This window comes from Streptomyces profundus (assembly GCF_020740535.1).
GTDB lineage: Bacteria > Actinomycetota > Actinomycetes > Streptomycetales > Streptomycetaceae > Streptomyces > Streptomyces profundus.
In genome coordinates this window covers 5,154,345-5,168,807 of sequence record NZ_CP082362.1, presented here as the reverse complement: position 1 = coordinate 5,168,807, position 14,463 = coordinate 5,154,345, and the positions used below count along the sequence as shown (strand labels likewise).

At 72.9% G+C, this 14,463-nt stretch carries 15 protein-coding genes and 2 tRNA genes; 10 read left to right on the top strand and 7 right to left on the bottom strand.

Features of this window, described 5'->3' with window-relative positions; translation table 11 throughout:
• Positions 1 to 16 precede the first annotated feature (16 nt).
• From K4G22_RS22840 to K4G22_RS22825, 4 genes are all read right to left on the bottom strand, one after another.
• On the bottom strand, positions 17 to 1,048 hold the full coding sequence (locus tag K4G22_RS22840; protein WP_228082213.1) for an NADP-dependent oxidoreductase: 1,032 nt from the start codon (positions 1,046 to 1,048) through the stop codon (positions 17 to 19).
• Positions 1,049 to 1,212: 164 nt separating this feature from the next.
• Positions 1,213 to 2,094, bottom strand: coding sequence for an SMP-30/gluconolactonase/LRE family protein (locus tag K4G22_RS22835; protein ID WP_228082212.1), 882 nt, complete (start codon positions 2,092 to 2,094; stop codon positions 1,213 to 1,215).
• 48 nt (positions 2,095 to 2,142) lie between these two features.
• The gene (locus tag K4G22_RS22830) at positions 2,143 to 2,913 is read right to left on the bottom strand and encodes an IclR family transcriptional regulator (protein WP_228082211.1); all 771 of its coding nucleotides are present in this window, start codon (positions 2,911 to 2,913) and stop codon (positions 2,143 to 2,145) included.
• Between the two features lie 174 nt (positions 2,914 to 3,087).
• Positions 3,088 to 3,390 (bottom strand): YtxH domain-containing protein, encoded by a 303-nt coding sequence (locus K4G22_RS22825; protein ID WP_228082210.1) that lies wholly within the window; start codon positions 3,388 to 3,390, stop codon positions 3,088 to 3,090.
• Between the two features lie 164 nt (positions 3,391 to 3,554).
• Here K4G22_RS22825 and K4G22_RS22820 point away from each other — a divergent pair.
• The 8 genes from K4G22_RS22820 to K4G22_RS22785 all read left to right on the top strand — a co-directional run bounded on the left by K4G22_RS22820 (position 3,555) and on the right by K4G22_RS22785 (position 8,186).
• A tRNA-Asn gene (locus K4G22_RS22820) sits at positions 3,555 to 3,627 on the top strand.
• Positions 3,628 to 3,815: 188 nt separating this feature from the next.
• A tRNA-Ile gene (locus tag K4G22_RS22815) sits at positions 3,816 to 3,889 on the top strand.
• Positions 3,890 to 3,959: 70 nt separating this feature from the next.
• On the top strand, positions 3,960 to 4,478 hold the full coding sequence (locus tag K4G22_RS22810; protein ID WP_228082209.1) for a SigE family RNA polymerase sigma factor: 519 nt from the start codon (positions 3,960 to 3,962) through the stop codon (positions 4,476 to 4,478).
• On the top strand, positions 4,471 to 5,061 hold the full coding sequence (locus tag K4G22_RS22805; protein WP_228082208.1) for a hypothetical protein: 591 nt from the start codon (positions 4,471 to 4,473) through the stop codon (positions 5,059 to 5,061). The genes K4G22_RS22810 and K4G22_RS22805 overlap by 8 nt, the downstream gene beginning before the upstream one ends.
• Positions 5,062 to 5,216: 155 nt before the next feature.
• Positions 5,217 to 5,807 (top strand): hypothetical protein, encoded by a 591-nt coding sequence (locus K4G22_RS22800; protein WP_228082207.1) that lies wholly within the window; start codon positions 5,217 to 5,219, stop codon positions 5,805 to 5,807.
• 158 nt (positions 5,808 to 5,965) lie between these two features.
• Positions 5,966 to 6,742, top strand: coding sequence for a hypothetical protein (locus tag K4G22_RS22795; RefSeq protein ID WP_228082206.1), 777 nt, complete (start codon positions 5,966 to 5,968; stop codon positions 6,740 to 6,742).
• 1 nt (position 6,743) lies between these two features.
• Positions 6,744 to 7,538: a hypothetical protein gene (locus K4G22_RS22790; protein WP_228082205.1), complete on the top strand. Its 795-nt coding sequence runs from the start codon at positions 6,744 to 6,746 to the stop codon at positions 7,536 to 7,538.
• A gap of 33 nt (positions 7,539 to 7,571) precedes the next feature.
• The gene (locus K4G22_RS22785; protein WP_228082204.1) at positions 7,572 to 8,186 is read left to right on the top strand and encodes a hypothetical protein; all 615 of its coding nucleotides are present in this window, start codon (positions 7,572 to 7,574) and stop codon (positions 8,184 to 8,186) included.
• A gap of 15 nt (positions 8,187 to 8,201) precedes the next feature.
• Here the strand turns inward: K4G22_RS22785 and K4G22_RS22780 are convergent, their stop codons facing one another.
• Positions 8,202 to 9,521 carry an aspartate aminotransferase family protein gene (locus K4G22_RS22780; protein WP_228082203.1) on the bottom strand — a complete coding sequence of 440 codons (1,320 nt, stop codon included), beginning with the start codon at positions 9,519 to 9,521 and terminating at the stop codon, positions 8,202 to 8,204.
• A gap of 194 nt (positions 9,522 to 9,715) precedes the next feature.
• Between K4G22_RS22780 and K4G22_RS22775 the strand changes: the two genes are divergently transcribed.
• Positions 9,716 to 10,693 carry a GntR family transcriptional regulator gene (locus tag K4G22_RS22775; RefSeq protein ID WP_228082202.1) on the top strand — a complete coding sequence of 326 codons (978 nt, stop codon included), beginning with the start codon at positions 9,716 to 9,718 and terminating at the stop codon, positions 10,691 to 10,693.
• Positions 10,694 to 10,773: 80 nt separating this feature from the next.
• The gene (locus K4G22_RS22770; RefSeq protein ID WP_228082201.1) at positions 10,774 to 11,769 is read left to right on the top strand and encodes an ABC transporter substrate-binding protein; all 996 of its coding nucleotides are present in this window, start codon (positions 10,774 to 10,776) and stop codon (positions 11,767 to 11,769) included.
• Between the two features lie 30 nt (positions 11,770 to 11,799).
• On the opposite strand, the gene K4G22_RS22765 is transcribed toward K4G22_RS22770, so the two are convergent.
• Positions 11,800 to 12,948 (bottom strand): FecCD family ABC transporter permease, encoded by a 1,149-nt coding sequence (locus K4G22_RS22765; RefSeq protein ID WP_228082200.1) that lies wholly within the window; start codon positions 12,946 to 12,948, stop codon positions 11,800 to 11,802.
• Complete coding sequence (locus tag K4G22_RS22760) at positions 12,945 to 13,991, bottom strand: FecCD family ABC transporter permease (protein ID WP_228082199.1); 1,047 nt, start codon at positions 13,989 to 13,991, stop codon at positions 12,945 to 12,947. Before K4G22_RS22760 ends, K4G22_RS22765 begins: the two co-directional genes overlap by 4 nt.
• Between the last annotated feature and the right edge of the window lie 472 nt (positions 13,992 to 14,463).

Here is a 14,463-nt window from a genome sequence, read left to right as displayed (position 1 = left end):
CCGCGCGCGGCGTGGGTCAACCGTCGAGGCGCACCAGCGACTTGCCGGTGTTGGCGCCCCGCATCATGCCGAGGAAGGCGTCGACGGCCTGCTCGATGCCGTCGGTCACGGTCTCCCGGTGCACCAGCTTCCCCTCCGCGAGCCAGCGGCCCGCCTCGTCCAGGAACGTGGGCCGCAGATCGGCGTGGTCCGGCACCAGAAAGCCCTCGACGCGCAGCCGCTTGCCCAGGATCAGAGGCAGATTGCGCGGCGCCACCTGCGGAGCGGTGGCGTTGTAGGCGGAGATCAACCCGCAGATCGCCACCCGGCCATGGAGGTTGAGCACATCGAAGGCGGCCTCCAGATGGTCGCCGCCGACGTTGTCGAAGTAGACGTCGATGCCCTCGGGGGCGGCCTTGGCCAGCTGCTCGCCGATGGGCGCCGCCCGGTAGTCGAGGCCGGCGTCGAAGCCGAACTCCTCCGTCAGCACCCTGACCTTCTCCTCGCCGCCGGCGCTGCCGATCACCCGGCTCGCACCCATCAGCCGCGCCAGCTGCCCGGCCACCCCGCCCACGGCGCCGCCAGCGCCGGAGACGAAGACCACGTCGCCCTCGCGCACCTTGGCGATCTCCCGCAGGCCGACATAGGCGGTCAACCCGGTCATGCCCAGCACGCCCAGATAGGCGGTGACCGGCACCTCCCCCGCCGCCGGCAGCGGGGTCGCGTAGCGCGCCGGCAGCGTGGCGAACTCCCGCCAACCGAGCTGGTGGAGCACCAGATCACCGGGCTCGAAGCCCTCCGCCTCGGAGGCCAGCACCTCGCCCACCGCGTCCCCCGTCATCGGCTCGTCCAGCCGGAAGGGCGGCGTGTAGGACTTGGCGTCGTTCATCCGCCCCCGCATATAGGGGTCGAGCGACAGATAGCGGTTGCGCACCAGGACCTCCCCCGCGCGCGGCGCCCGGACGGGCTCCTCGCGGAGCGCGAAGTCGGCGTCCGTCGGCCAGCCGGCGGGCCGCGCGATCAGATGCCATGCACGCCCAGTCGTGGGAACCGTGGTTGCCTCGGCCATACGAACGCCTCCTGAAGGGGGGTCAACGCGGGGCGGGCCGCCGGTGCGGCGCCGCACGAACGCCCATGGCAACAACGGTCCCGGGCCCGGGCATTCCTCAGCCGGGGCCCCGTCCTGCCACGCGGCCCCCCGGCCGTGCGAACCGCCCCCGAGGCCGAGGCGCCTCAGCCGGCGAACGGCGGCTGGGGCAGCCCGTGGCCGAGCCCCGGCAGCACCAGCAGCGAGCCGGCGAGCGGCTCAGCCCTGGGGTCGACGCCGACCCGCGCCGTGCTCACATAGAGGTCGGTCAGCCCGCCCCCGCCGAACGCGCAGGCCGTGGCCCGGCTCACCGGCAGCTCGACCGTCCGGTCCAGCACCCCTTCGGGGGTGAACCTGCGGAGCGCCCCGCCGTCCCAGAACGCCGCCCAGAGACAGCCGTCGGCGTCCACCGTCATCCCGTCCGGGAAGCCCGACAGCCCGGCCGTGTCGACCAGCACCCGGCGGCCGGTGACGCCGCCGTCCTCGGCCACGGTGAACACGTCGATCCGTCGGGTCGGGGTGTCGATGAAGTAGAGCGCGCGCCCGTCCGGGCTCCAGCCCAGGCCGTTGCTGACGGTCACCTCGGGCAGCACCGTGAGAGCGGCGCCGTCCGGGGCCACCCGGCTCAGGGTGCCGCCGCCGGTGCGCTCGTCGTAGCGCATCGTGCCCGCCCAGAGCGCGCCGTCGGGCGCCACGGCGGCGTCGTTGCCGCGCCGCCCCCGCACCACCTCGCGGCGCAGCCAGCGGAAGGTGCCGTCCGGGTCGTAGAGGCCGACGCCGTCCCTGAGGTTGACCACCAGGCCGCCGTCCCTGCGGGGCTTGGCCGCGCCCACATGCTGCTCGGTCGGCAGCACGGTGCGCCGCCCGGTGGCCGGATCGAACAGGTGCACCCGGGAGGAGAGGATGTCGACCCAGACGAGCCGTTCCGCCACCGGATCCCAGGTGGGTCCCTCCCCCAGCTCGGCACGCTCCCGTACCGCTATCTCCAGACCGTCCGCCACCCCGTCCTCCTTGTCCCCGCCCGTCACGGACAGTCCCTCGTCGGTTTCGTCCGGACCGCTCCAGGGCCCGCCTGGTCAGGCCCGCGCGTGGTGGCCCAGGCGCTCGGAGAGCTGGCCGGCGCCGCGCAGGGCCAGTTCGGTGAGCTCGCGCTGGCGCTCCTCGCTCCATCTGATCATCGGCACCGAGACGCTCAGCGCGGCCACCACCTGGCCGGCCCGGTCCCGCACCGGGGCCGCCACACAGCAGACGTCCGCGTTGGACTCCTGCCGTTCGGTGGCCACCCCCGCCTCCCTGATGTCGTCCAACGCGCCACGCAACTCGGCGGGCGACGTGAGGGAGTTGGGCGTCATCGCCGGCAACTCGCCTTCGGGGAGGCGTTCGTCCAGCTCCTCGGGTGTCAGCGAGGCCAGCAGCATCTTGCCGACCGCCGTGCAGTGCGCCGGCAGCCGTCGACCCGCCGCCGAGACCATGCGGACCGCGTGGGTGCTGTCCACCTTGGCGATATAGATCACGTCGGCGTCCTCAAGCACCGCGACATGGACCGTCTCCCCGCAGGTCTCGGCGACGGCCCTGGCGACCTGCTGCCCCTCGGCCGCGAGATCCAGCTGCTCCGCGTAGCGGCTGCCCAGCTGGTAGGTGCGCACGCCCAGCCGGTACCGGCCTGGCTGCTCGGCGACCGGCACCAGATAGGAGCGCGCCGCCAGAGTGGTCACCAGCTCGTGCACCGTGGTGCGCGGCAGCTGGAGCCGCCGCGTGATCTCGGGCGCCGACAGCGTTCCGTCGCCTTCGAGAAACAGTTCCAGTATGTCCAGTGCACGGCTGACCGCCGGTACCCGTCGCCCCATGCTCGATGCCTCCCCGAGACCGGCCTTCCGGCCGGTTCACGTTGCTCAGTGCCCGGTGTTGTTCGGCATCTCGATCGAGAGACGACATGCCGAACGCCACGCTAACCATCGTCGCGACGGTCGGCAATGCCCCCGGGGCCGGCCTCCCGCCCGCCAGCGGGCGTCGAGGACCGCTCAGGGCGTCCCCCAGTCGTCGGCCAACGAGGCGTCCGTGGCCGCGCCCTTGCCACCGACGGCGCGCAGCCGCCCGGCGACCCCTTCGGGCAGCCGGTCACCGGCCCGGTCCGCCACCGCCTCGGCCGCCCGCGCGGCGGCCTGGCGGCCGGCGAGGGCGGCGGAGTCCACCCCGTTCCTGACGGCGGGGTTGGCCCGCAACCGGTCGGCGGCGGTGCGCAGTTGCTCGTAGCGCTCCCGCCCCGCACGGGCTCCCAGCACATAGCCGACGGCGACTCCCGCGACAAACACCAGCCTACGCATGGTTGCTCCTCTCCTCGGTTCCTCGATCTTCTCCTGACCCGCCACGCCGCCGATAACCGGGCAAGCCGGATACCGATTTCGAAGCACCCCCGCATATGCGCTAATGTATGGCCCGCAGCGAGGAGCCGCCCCCGCCCCAGCGGAGCGGACTCCGAGCGGAGCAGTCCCCTGTAGCTCAATTGGCAGAGCAGCCGGCTGTTAACCGGCAGGTTACTGGTTCGAGTCCAGTCGGGGGAGCACCACTCAAAGGGCCCCGTCCGGGGCCCTTTGTCGTCTTTCACGCATTACTGCCCGAACCTCGGGAACCGATCACCACGTGCCCAGTGTCCCTGTCTTCGTGCGACCGCCCCGACCCGGGCGACAGATCGTATGAGCGGCTATGCTGCGGCAGACGGCGCGCACAGATGTGCGCGGCACGCCGAGAAGGGGCAGTAGCTCAGCCGGTTAGAGCAACGGACTCATAATCCGTCGGCCGTGGGTTCGAGTCCCACCTGCCCCACCTTCTCCCCCCATGGCACTGTTCGGCGCGGCAGGACAGGCGTACGGCCATCAGGGATCACAGGTTGGGTATGGACGAGCAAAGCTTCGACGCCTTCTATGCCGCGAGCGTGGGCCGGCTCATCGGCCAGCTGTACGCCATGACGGGCGACTTCGCCGAGGCCCAGGACGTGGTCCAGGAAGCCTTCGTCCGGGCCTGGGAGCGCCGGGCCGCGCTGGATCCGGAGAGTGCCCCCGAGGCATGGGTGCGCACGGTGGCCTGGCGGCTGGCCGTCAGCCGGTGGCGACGGGTGCGGACCTCGCTCTCCTTCGCACGACGTCAGGGCCCATCCGCCCCGGTACCGCCGCCGGACACCCACCATGTTCTGCTGGTGCGGGCGTTGCGGCAGATCCCGCCGGCGCAGCGGCGGGCCGTGGTGCTCCACCACCTGTGCGACCTGACGGTGAAGGAGGTGGCCGCCGAGACCGACTGTCCCGTCGGCACGGTCAAGGCGCAGCTGAGCCGTGGGCGGGCGGCGCTGGCCCGGCTGTTGGCCGATACTGAGGTGGATCCGAGGGCGGGCCGACTTCCGGAGGTGGAGCATGGCTGACGACACCGGCTTGGCGGACCGACTCGCCGAACTCGCCGCCTCGGGTGAGCGGTTCGCGGTGCCGCCGGCGGCGGAGCGGATCCGGGCGCGCGGTGACCGGCGTCTGCGCCGCAGGCGGGCGGCCGTGGTGTCGGGCGGCACGCTGCTGGTCGCCGCGCTGGCCGTGGGTGGCCTGTCGCTGGCCGGGCTCGGCCAGGCGTCGGCGCCGCCCACCGAGACGCCGGCGCCGAGCGCCTCGCGGTTCGTGCCCCCGACGCCGGCCCCGGGGGCGGAGTACGCCAGCGAGCTAGGCTATGTGTACGACGCGGTGGCGTTGGAGGGGGACACGGTGCGGGTCACCGTGGAGCAGGTTTCCACCGAGCGGGGAGCGGCGGTGCCCACGGGTGTGGTGCACACGCTGACCCTGCCGGGTCAGACCCCGGTCGAGGTGCGGCACCTCGCCGACGGGGAGCCGGCGGACCTGCGGCTGGGCGAGCTGGTGAGCCGGCTGGACGCCGCGCCACGGTGGGTGTTCGCCATCGACTACGACGGCGAGGGCCGCGTCCAGTCGCTGCGCGAAGCCTTCTGGCTGGCCACCGAGTGAGCCGCTCCCCCGTCCCTGGGGGACGTCGCCTCCCGTGCGGCGAGGCGGGAGGCCAGGCGTCGAAAGAAACCCGGATCGGGATGCAACCCCCGGGGCGGTGTGCGGCGTAGAGAGCGTGTAACCCGCCCAAGCCTGATCCCGGGAGCACGTTGCCCATGTATGTCTCACGCCGCCGGTCCGCCCGGCGCTGGCTCACCGTCGTCACCTTCGGCGCCCTGGTACTGACGACCGGGTGCGGCCAGGAGGAGCCCGCCGATCCCGCCACGGCCTCGGACACGGCCACGTCCGCCGCGCCGTCGGACGAGACGGCCGCCTCGTCGGACGGCGAGGCCGACGCGACGGACGCGGCGGACACGTCGCCATCGACCGATGAGGACCCCTGGGCCGGCACCAAGCAGTTCGTGCAGATCGACGACGCCTGGACCAGTGAGGGGACGACCTATCTGTCGGTGCGGCCCGCCCAGAAGGAGGTCAACACCCAGTTCGACACCTGGGTCGTCGTCCCTGGCGAGGGGCCCTACACGACGGTGCCCATGGCCGAGGACGCCCAGGTGCTGCTGACGACGCAGCTGCGCGGCGACGACGGCTCCGGGGCCAGCCGTGGCGAGCCCCTGCCGTACTCCCAGGGCGAGTTCGTCGACCAGCTGACGGAGCTGGACGCCGAGCTTCGCTCGGGCATCGGGTACGACCTGAGCTTCGACGGAGCGGCCGAGGTGACCAGGCTCCAGTCGCTGTACACGCCCTGACCGAATCGCGCGGCGCAGCCGGCCGCGCCTGGTCGCGCGCCTCGTTCCTGTGATCGGTAGGGCCGGCGGCTCCGTGACCCTGAGGTCCGGTGGGCGGTGGTTCGCCGCTCCACGGGGATGAGGGGGTGCGATATGGGTCCGATCGCTCGGGGGCGGTCATGAACGTCGGCAGCGTCGTCGCGGCCGTCCTTCTCTCCCTGTCGGTCGTGCTGTGCGTGCTGCTGGTGTGGGGCGAGGCCGTGTCGGAGTGGCGTGCCCTCAGGGTCCCGCCGAGGCCGCATGACCCGGCTCGCTACTTCACCCGGCGTCGGCACTCCTGGGCGAAGGCCCCCGAGACGCTGCGAGATTGGCAGGTCGGCGGCCCCTCGCCCGACGGGAAGGCGCGCGGACCGGTGCGGGTCGCGCGGATCGTCGCGGTCCTCGGCGGTGAGTCCAGCGAGGAGGGCGGGGAGGTGCCGGCGCGGCTGCGGCTGGCGCTGGCCGACGGCGGGACGACGTTGATCCACACCGAGTTGTCGAACGCTCTCAACGTCACTCCCGGTGCCTTCCTGCCGATCCGCCGGCTGCCCCAGGGCGGCTCTTCGCTCTCGGGCGACACCTGGGAGCCGGCCTGGGAGCTGCCGGCGCACGAGGTCGGTCGCGTGCTGCTCGACCACCGTCACGCCCTCGGTCTCGTCGACGACGACGGCTATCGGGTGCTGTGTCAACGGCTGTCCGGCGAACCGGAGTCCGCGCCCGTCACGGCGGTCCGCCCGACGGGTGCGGTGCGTGCCGGCCAGGTGGAGGTCGATCTGGTCGTCACCGCCGGCGGCCGGCCCGCCCTGGTCCGCGGGTTCCTGCGGCCCGAGGAGATCGCGACCGCGCGCCACACGGGCCGGGTTCCGGTGACGCGCTCGACACGAGGGGGGTGGGTGCTGTGGCCCACGTGGCACTGAAATGAACGACGACCGCGAGTGCGAGACGGAGCGGGACGCCGGGCCGCCCGACGCGTTCATGCTCGCCCTCCACGAACGGCGGCGGCGCCGCCTGCGGACGCGGTTGCGGATCAGCGTCCCGTTGGCCGCGCTGACCGTGCTGGCCGGGATCGTCGCGCTGTCCGTCACCGACTGGCCGTGGCTGTGGATCGTGGCGAGCGTGCTCACGGTGGTGACCCTCGTCGGCTGCGTCAACTTCGTCGACGAGCTGGATCCGGAGCGGCCCCGACCCCACACGCCGCGCGAGGCGGCGGTGGTGGTCGGGGTCGAGATCACGACCTGGTCGAACGCCGGGAACACGACACACACGGCCCGGGTCATCGGCCGCCCCATGGGCTCGACGACGGACCAACTTGTCTACGGAACAAGGGAGTTCGACGCCGAGGACGGCTGCCACATCCGTCCCGGCATGCTGTTCGCCTTCCGTCGTCACCCGACGATGCGGCACCTGGTCTGGATCGAACCGCACCAGGACCCACGTGTGGTGCTCCGGCTCCGTGACCAACGCGCCCGGGGGCGGGCCGGCATCGTCGACGCCGTGGTCGAGTCCGTCACGGTCGACGGCGACCCCGACGGTGACTGGTGGCCGACCACGGTGCTGGTCAGCTGCGCCGACCGGCGGTTGAGCGACACCAGGAGCCGGCTGCCCGAAGAGCTCGCCCTTCTCGAACCCGGCACCCCCGTACGCGTCGCGCACGCGCCGATGCCAGGCCCCGGTCCCGGTCCCGGTCCCGCGATCCTGCCCCTGGCCATCTGAGCCGCCACGCCACCCGATCGGAGCGGAGTCCCCGTGGAACCACCCCACCCCGACGCGGCGCTCCGGCACCGGGCCCAGCGCTTCGAACAGCGCGTGCTGTGGGCGAGCGTGCTGGCGCTCGTCGCCTGGCTCACCGCCGGATTCTTCCGCAGGCCCGAGGCCGGTGGGATCGAACGTCTCTTCGTCGTCGTCCTCGCGCTCGGACTGTCCGCCGTCATCGCTGCCAACCGGATGTTTCTCCGCGTGCTTCCGGCCCTCGACCGGACTCCCCGCGAGGCGACCGTCACCGGCCGGCGCACCCTCAACGCCGAGCCCGACGCCGACGGCGATGTCGACCCCTATGACCTGCTCTCGGTCCGCCTCGACATCGACGGCACCCTCGTCGACTCCCATATCGCCGAGATCATCGCGCGCGAGTCCCTCGACCGCTTCACCGTCGGCTCGACCTGGACGGTCTACGCCTTCGACGGACCCCTGACCCACGCGGAGCGGCCCGCCGACAGCCGGGTCATCCTCGCCGAGGCCCACGACGACGTGGTCCGCCAGGGCTACAACCTCGTCCGCTGCACGCTCCGCGGAATGACCGGCCCCGGCTCCGACCTCCTCCAACGCCGCTTCGCCAACGACCCCGACCCCACCGATCGCTGACACCATCGCGGCATCTCAGGCCCGGCCGGTGAGGACCGACTTGATCGAGGTGGCGAGGATGTCGATGCCGGTGTGCAGCTCGTCGTCAGTCGTGGTGAGGGGTGGGGCGATGCGGAAGACGCCGCCCATGCCGGGGAGTTGGACGATGTTGAGGTGGAGGCCCCGGTCGAGGCAGGCCGCCGTGACCGCCTGGCCGAGGGCGTCGGCGGGGGCCTTGGTCGCGCGGTCGCTGACCAGTTCGATGCCCTGGAGGAGGCCGCGTCCCCGGATGTCGCCGACGACCTCGTGTTCGGCGCGCAGCGCCAGCAGCCGTTCGGTGAGCTGTCGGCCCAGCGCGGCGGCGCGGGCCACCAGGCCGTCCCGTTCGACCACGTCGAGGACGGTCAGCGCGACGGACGCGGCGAGCGGGTCGGAGACATGGGTGGTGAAGAAGAGGAAGCCGCGTTCGTGGCAGACCTGTTCGACGGCGTCGCTGGTCACCACGGCGGCGACCGGCAGCCCGGCGCCCAGGGTCTTGGAGAGGGTGAGGATGTCGGGTGTGACCCCGTCCCGTTCGAAGGCGTAGAGGTGGCCGGTGCGCCCGAGCCCGGTCTGCGCCTCGTCGAGGATCAGCAGCATGCCGCGCTCCTCGCACAGCTCCTTGAGCCGCGCGAGATAGCCGACGGGCAGTTCGACGATGCCGCCGGAGGACAGGATCGGCTCGACGACGCAGGCGGCCAGCGCGCCCGTCGACTGCCGGTCGACCAGGGCGAACCCGTACGCCAACTCGCCCTCCCAGTCGTGGGATCCGTCCGGGTGGCGGAACGGCGAGCGGTACGCGTCGGGGGTGGGCAGCGCGAGGCTGCCCGGCACGGCGGGGCCGTAGCCTCGGCGCCCGGCGGAGAAGGTGACCGCCGAGGCGCCCGTCGTCATCCCGTGCCAGGACCGGTCGAAGGCGACGATCTCATGGCCGCCGGTGGCGAGCTTGGCCATCTTGACGGCCGCCTCGTTGGACTCGGCGCCCGTGGTCAGCAGCAGCGTCCTGGTGAGGGGGTGGGGCAGCGTCGCGGCGAGCCTGGTGGCCAGCTCGACGACGGGCGGGCTCAGCATGCCGCTGAACAGGTGGTCGAGGGAGGCGACGGACCGGGAGACGGTCCGGACGATGTCCGGGTGCGCGTGGCCCAGGACCGCGCTCATCTGGCCCGAGGTGAAGTCGAGGATGGCCGCGCCGTCGCGGTCGTAGACATAGGCGCCGGCCGCGCGTTCGATGACGCGGGGGGTGAACCGCGCGCCATAGCGGACCAGATGGCGTTCCGCGTCGTCCCAGAAGGCGTCCCTGAAGGCGTCCGTGCTCATGGGGGTCTCCTGACTCCTCGGGCCCCGGCGGGTGTCGGGACGCCGCCGCTTCTGGCATAGCAGGCTAGGCCATTTTCACGGCGACGCAAGGCTTGTCCCCGCCCTGAGCGCGGGAGTCGCTGGTTCTGGACCGGTGCTCTAGGGTTTTGGCTGGGTCAAAGGTTGGCTGGGTCACAGGAGGGAGGCGGGGGGCCGTGTCCGCCATCGTCCGGGTCAGCCAGCACTCCGATGTGCCGATCTACCGCCAGATCGTCACGCAGTTGACGTTCATGATCGAGCTGGGGCAGCTGCGGGACGGGGAGCGGCTGCCGGGGTCCCGGCTGCTCGCCGACAATCTGGGGATCAACCGCAACACGGTGGCGCACGCCTACCGCGAGCTGCGGGAGCGCGGGCTCGTCGAGGCCAGGGGGCGGCGGGGCATGGTGGTGGTCGGCGGGGAGCGCGCCCGCGCGGACTCGGCCGCCAGGGAGCGCGCCCGCGCGATCCTGGCGTCCGCCACCCGCGCCTGCGCCCGACTCGGCCTGGACCCAGGGGACATCAGGGAGATCGTGGCGCGTCTCACCGCCCCGGGGGCGGACGACGAGACGCCCCTGGTGTCCTTTGTCGAGTGCAACGCCGAGCGCGCGCGGCACTTCGCCGGGGCGCTGGAGCGGGAGTTGGGCCTGCCGGTCCGCCCTCTGGTGCTCGGCGGCTTCGACCCGGCGGCCGAACGCGCCGATCTGGTGCTGACGACGTTCTTCCATCTGGCCGAGGTGCGGGGCCTGTTGCGGCGGCCGACGACGGATGTGATCGCGATCGTGGCCGCGCCGCATGTGCGGACGCTGGTCCAGATCGCCCAGGTGCCGAAGGACCGCACGGTGGGCCTGTGGTACTCGACGGAGGACCAGGCGGCGAGCATCCGCGATTCGCTGACGCAGGCCGGGATCACCAATATCGCGGTGCTGGCGGGGACTTCGGACGAGCAGCTGCGGGATGTCGATCTCGTGGTGGTGCCCAGCGAGATGCCCGGCCTCAGCCGCCAACTCGCCGGCCGGGTGCGGGTGATCGAGTACGGGAACGTCCTGGACGCCGCCTCGGTCCGTATGGTCGCCGAGGTGGTGCGGGACCTCCGGCTGGCGGCCAGGCGGAGGCGGGACGCGGAATCCGACCGGTCGGACCCCGACACCCCCTGATAACTTAGGCAAGGCTTACCTCACTTCGAGGGGGCCTTCGTTGTCCTGCCCGCTGCCCGACCTGATGCCTGGGGGCTCAAGTGACCAGCGCCAACTCCCTGTTGACCCTTGACCGCAGACGCCTGATCGGCGGCGCCGCCGGCCTCGGCGGCGTGCTGAGCCTCGCCGCCTGCGGTGTGCGCGGCGGTAACAACGCCGACAACACCGACAACGCCGACGCCACTCCCGACGCCGCCGCCGACACCGAGCGGACGGTGGACGCGGACAACGGCCGCGTCACCGTGCCCGCGCGGCCCGAGCGGGTGGTGGTCACCGACAACTACAGCGTCTGGATGCTCTCCGACGTGGGCATGGTCCCGGTCGGCATCCCGGAGGGCACCGCGGCGCCCGCCACCCTGCCGGCGGACATCCACGAGGCGATCAGCGACGTCACCACCATCGGCGTCCCCGGCGAGCCCAACGCCCAGGCGGTGGCGTCCGTCGCCCCCGACCTGATCCTGGACCAGTTCTACGCGGCCAAGGCCGAGGAGCTGACCCCCATCGCGCCCGTGGTCCACTTCAACTGGCATGACAGCGACAGCCTCTGGCACCAGCAGGCGGAGCGGGTCGCCGACGCGGTCAACCGCTCGGACCGGCTGACCGAGATCCGCGACGTCTACCAGAGCCGCCTCGCCGAGGTCCGCGACACCTACGCCGACCAGATAGCCGCCTCCGTCTGGGCGCCGCTCAGCGGCGGACCCAACGGGACGTTCTTCCTCGGCTCGCCGTTGCTCTCCGTGCTGCGGGACCTGGGCCTGACCATCGGCGCCGGCATCTCCGACGACGAGGCGGGCTTCGTCGAGATGTCCTACGAGGACCTGGAGGTCCTTGAGGACTGCACCGTGCTGATCTACTCGCAGCTGTTCGACGGTGAACTGGCCGCGCCCACGGCGGAGTTGGTGGCCAACCCGGTCTGGCGGGGCCTCGCCCCGGTCAGCGCGGGCCGCGCCTTCCCCGTCCGGCACTACGGCGTCTGCTCCTACCGCTACGCCAACGGCGCGGTGGACGAGATCGAAGCCATCCTCGCCCAGCTCTGAACGACGGGGGCCGGCCCCGGCCGGCCCCCGTCACCACCCCCGGCCCATCAAAGTCGCCATCGGCGTCACCTTCGACGCAGCAGCCAGGCCAGATAGAGGCCCGCCGAGCAGCGCCGTCAACACCCCGACGGGCAGTTGCACATGGCGCTGCCCCGGATCGACGAAGGACAGCCACGCCGCCCGTTCGCCGCACCAGGCCAGGACGGCGAAGAGCTGGTTGGCGACGAGATGGGCGCCGGTGAGCAGGGTCGCGCCCACCAGCCCGGCGGCGGCCAGGCTCACCCCGGTGCCCCTGGCCAGCCGGGCGGCGATCTGCGGCGCGGCCAGCGCGATGAACGGGATCGGCCCGGCGCTCGCCACCGCGACCGCGCAGAGCGCCACGCCGAGCGCCGTCAGCGCCAACCGGGTGCCGGCCACCGGGAGTCCGAGCCCGCCGGCGAGATCGTCGCCGAGTTCGAGCGAGCGCAGCCGCCGGCCCAGCGTGGCGACCACCGGGAGCAGGACGAGCAGCGCGAGCGCCAGCGTGCCGAACTCCGCCCAGGAGCGGCCGTGCAGGCTGCCGATCAGCCAGATATGCGCGTTCTGCGCGGTGTTGAGCTCCGAGCGGGTCAGCAGATAGGAGTTGACCGAGCCGAGGACGGCGGTGACGCCGATGCCGATCAGGACCAGCCGGGAGCCCTGGAAGCCTCCCCTGCGCGCCAGCGCCAACACCACGGCAGCCGCGCCGAGTCCGCCGCCGACCGCGCCGACGGCGACCTGTCCGGCGCCGCCCCCGACGACCACGATGACCACGATCGCGCCTGTGGCGGCGCCGCTGTTGAAGCCGATCACGTCGGGGCTGGCCAGCGGGTTGCGCGTCATGCTCTGGAAGATCGCGCCGCTGATCCCCAGCGCGGCCCCGGCCAGCGCGGCGACCAGCGCCTGCGGCAGCCGCTCCTGGGTGACGAAGTGCACCGCGAGCCGGTCCCCCGTGCCGTGGAAGAGCGCCTCGGCGACCTCGGGCACGGAGACCGGGTAGGCGCCGACGCACAGGCTGACGCCGATCAGGACACCGCAGCCGAGCAGCGCCAAGACGGCGACCAGCAGCAGACGGGGGCGCAGCAGGAACGTCACCCGCGCCGACCAGAGCCGGACGGGAACGGTGCCCGGCACCACGCGGGCGGTCGGGTGCCGGCTCACAGCGCCATCTCCTTCCGCCCGCGCACCATGGCGACGAAGATCGGCGCGCCGATGATCGCGGTCATCGCGCCCACCTCCAACTCGCCCTGCGGCAGCACCAGCCGGCCGGCGATGTCGGCGGCCAGCAGCAGGCAGGGGGCCAGCACCATGGCGTACGGCAGCGACCAGCGCAGGTCGGGCCCGGTCAACTGCCGGGCCACCAGCGGCACGACCAGGCCGACAAAGCCGATCGGGCCCGCAGCCGCGGTGGCCGCGCCGCAGAGCAGGGTCACCGTCAGCAGCCCGAGGACGCGGGTTCTGCCCAGGTGGACGCCGAGCGAGCGGGCGGTGTCGTCGCCGAGCGCGACGCCGTTCAGCGAACGGGTCAGCGCCAGCGCCAGCACCAGGCCGACGAGGACGAACGGCGCGAGCTCGGCGACCAGTTCGGGCCGCCGCCCGGCGAGCGAACCGACCATCCAGAACCGCAGATAGTCGAAGGTCGCGGCGTCGAGCACCGTGATGGCGGCGATCACCCCGGAGAGCGCCGCACCGATCGCCGCGCCGGCCAGCACCAGCCGAACGGGGGTGAGGCCGCCGCGCCCCGACGCCCCGAGGGCGTAGACGACGACCGCGGTGAGGGCGGCGCCGGCGAACGCGAACCACACATAGCCGCCGTAGCCGCTGACGCCGACCACCCCGATGGCGATGACAACGGCGGCCGAGGCGCCCGCGTTGACCCCGAGCAGCCCCGGGTCGGCCAGCGGGTTGCGGGTGAGCGCCTGGGTGAGGGTGCCGGCGGCGCCCAGCGCGGCGCCGACCAGCAGACCGGTGAGCGTGCGGGGCAGCCGCAGGTCACGGATGACGGAGGTGGCGTACGAGCCGTCGTCCGACCACAGGGCGCGCAGCACCTCGACGGGTGTGGTCTCCCGGGCGCCGATCCAGGTGCTGGCGACGACCAGGCACCCGAGGACGGCCAGCGCCACCCCGAGCCCGGCCGCCCGGCTCAGCGCGGAGCCACGCCGCGCCGGCCGGGCCCGGCCGGCGGCCGGTCGCGCAACACGCATCGGGCGTCCCCTCCCCGTCTTCATGGCTTCCCGGCTTCCCGGCTTCACGTCGTCGGCACCCGGGAGCACCGCCCGTGCGGCTCGACCACCACGCAAGATAATAGGTAAGGCTAACCTTAGTCATCGGTGGCTGTGGAACGCGGGCCCCCGGTCCGGGATGGGCCCACCGGGCGGGGTTCGCAGTCGGGACGAGCGGCACGGAAGCGGGGGCCGGTACGCGGCGCGGCGACGGGGTGTCGACCGGCCCACTCCCGCGAGGACGAAGGGCCGCCCGATGTGCGGGGGTTGTCCGCACCCCGCGCGTAAAACACCTGCCTGGGAAGCTTGTTGGGCATCGTGTGCGGGCTCCCGGCCGCCGGCACCCATCCGGTGAAGGGTTCGGGGCGCCGGTGTCAAGACGGCCCTTGACCCCCTCAGTTGGCGCCGCCTAGGCTCACCGCGTTGTCAACCTCACGCGGCCGGCAACCGTTCG

Excerpts from the sequence above, each read along its gene's own strand:
- K4G22_RS22840 (WP_228082213.1), bottom strand. The coding sequence starts at position 1,048 with ATGGCCGAGGCAACCACGGTTCCCACGACTGGGCGTGCATGGCATCTG.
- K4G22_RS22830 (WP_228082211.1), bottom strand. The coding sequence starts at position 2,913 with ATGGGGCGACGGGTACCGGCGGTCAGCCGTGCACTGGACATACTGGAA.
- K4G22_RS22825 (WP_228082210.1), bottom strand. The coding sequence starts at position 3,390 with ATGCGTAGGCTGGTGTTTGTCGCGGGAGTCGCCGTCGGCTATGTGCTG.
- K4G22_RS22810 (WP_228082209.1), top strand. The coding sequence starts at position 3,960 with ATGGACGAGCAAAGCTTCGACGCCTTCTATGCCGCGAGCGTGGGCCGG.
- K4G22_RS22805 (WP_228082208.1), top strand. The coding sequence starts at position 4,471 with ATGGCTGACGACACCGGCTTGGCGGACCGACTCGCCGAACTCGCCGCC.
- K4G22_RS22800 (WP_228082207.1), top strand. The coding sequence starts at position 5,217 with ATGTATGTCTCACGCCGCCGGTCCGCCCGGCGCTGGCTCACCGTCGTC.
- K4G22_RS22795 (WP_228082206.1), top strand. The coding sequence starts at position 5,966 with ATGAACGTCGGCAGCGTCGTCGCGGCCGTCCTTCTCTCCCTGTCGGTC.
- K4G22_RS22790 (WP_228082205.1), top strand. The coding sequence starts at position 6,744 with ATGAACGACGACCGCGAGTGCGAGACGGAGCGGGACGCCGGGCCGCCC.
- K4G22_RS22780 (WP_228082203.1), bottom strand. The coding sequence starts at position 9,521 with ATGAGCACGGACGCCTTCAGGGACGCCTTCTGGGACGACGCGGAACGC.
- K4G22_RS22760 (WP_228082199.1), bottom strand. The coding sequence starts at position 13,991 with ATGCGTGTTGCGCGACCGGCCGCCGGCCGGGCCCGGCCGGCGCGGCGT.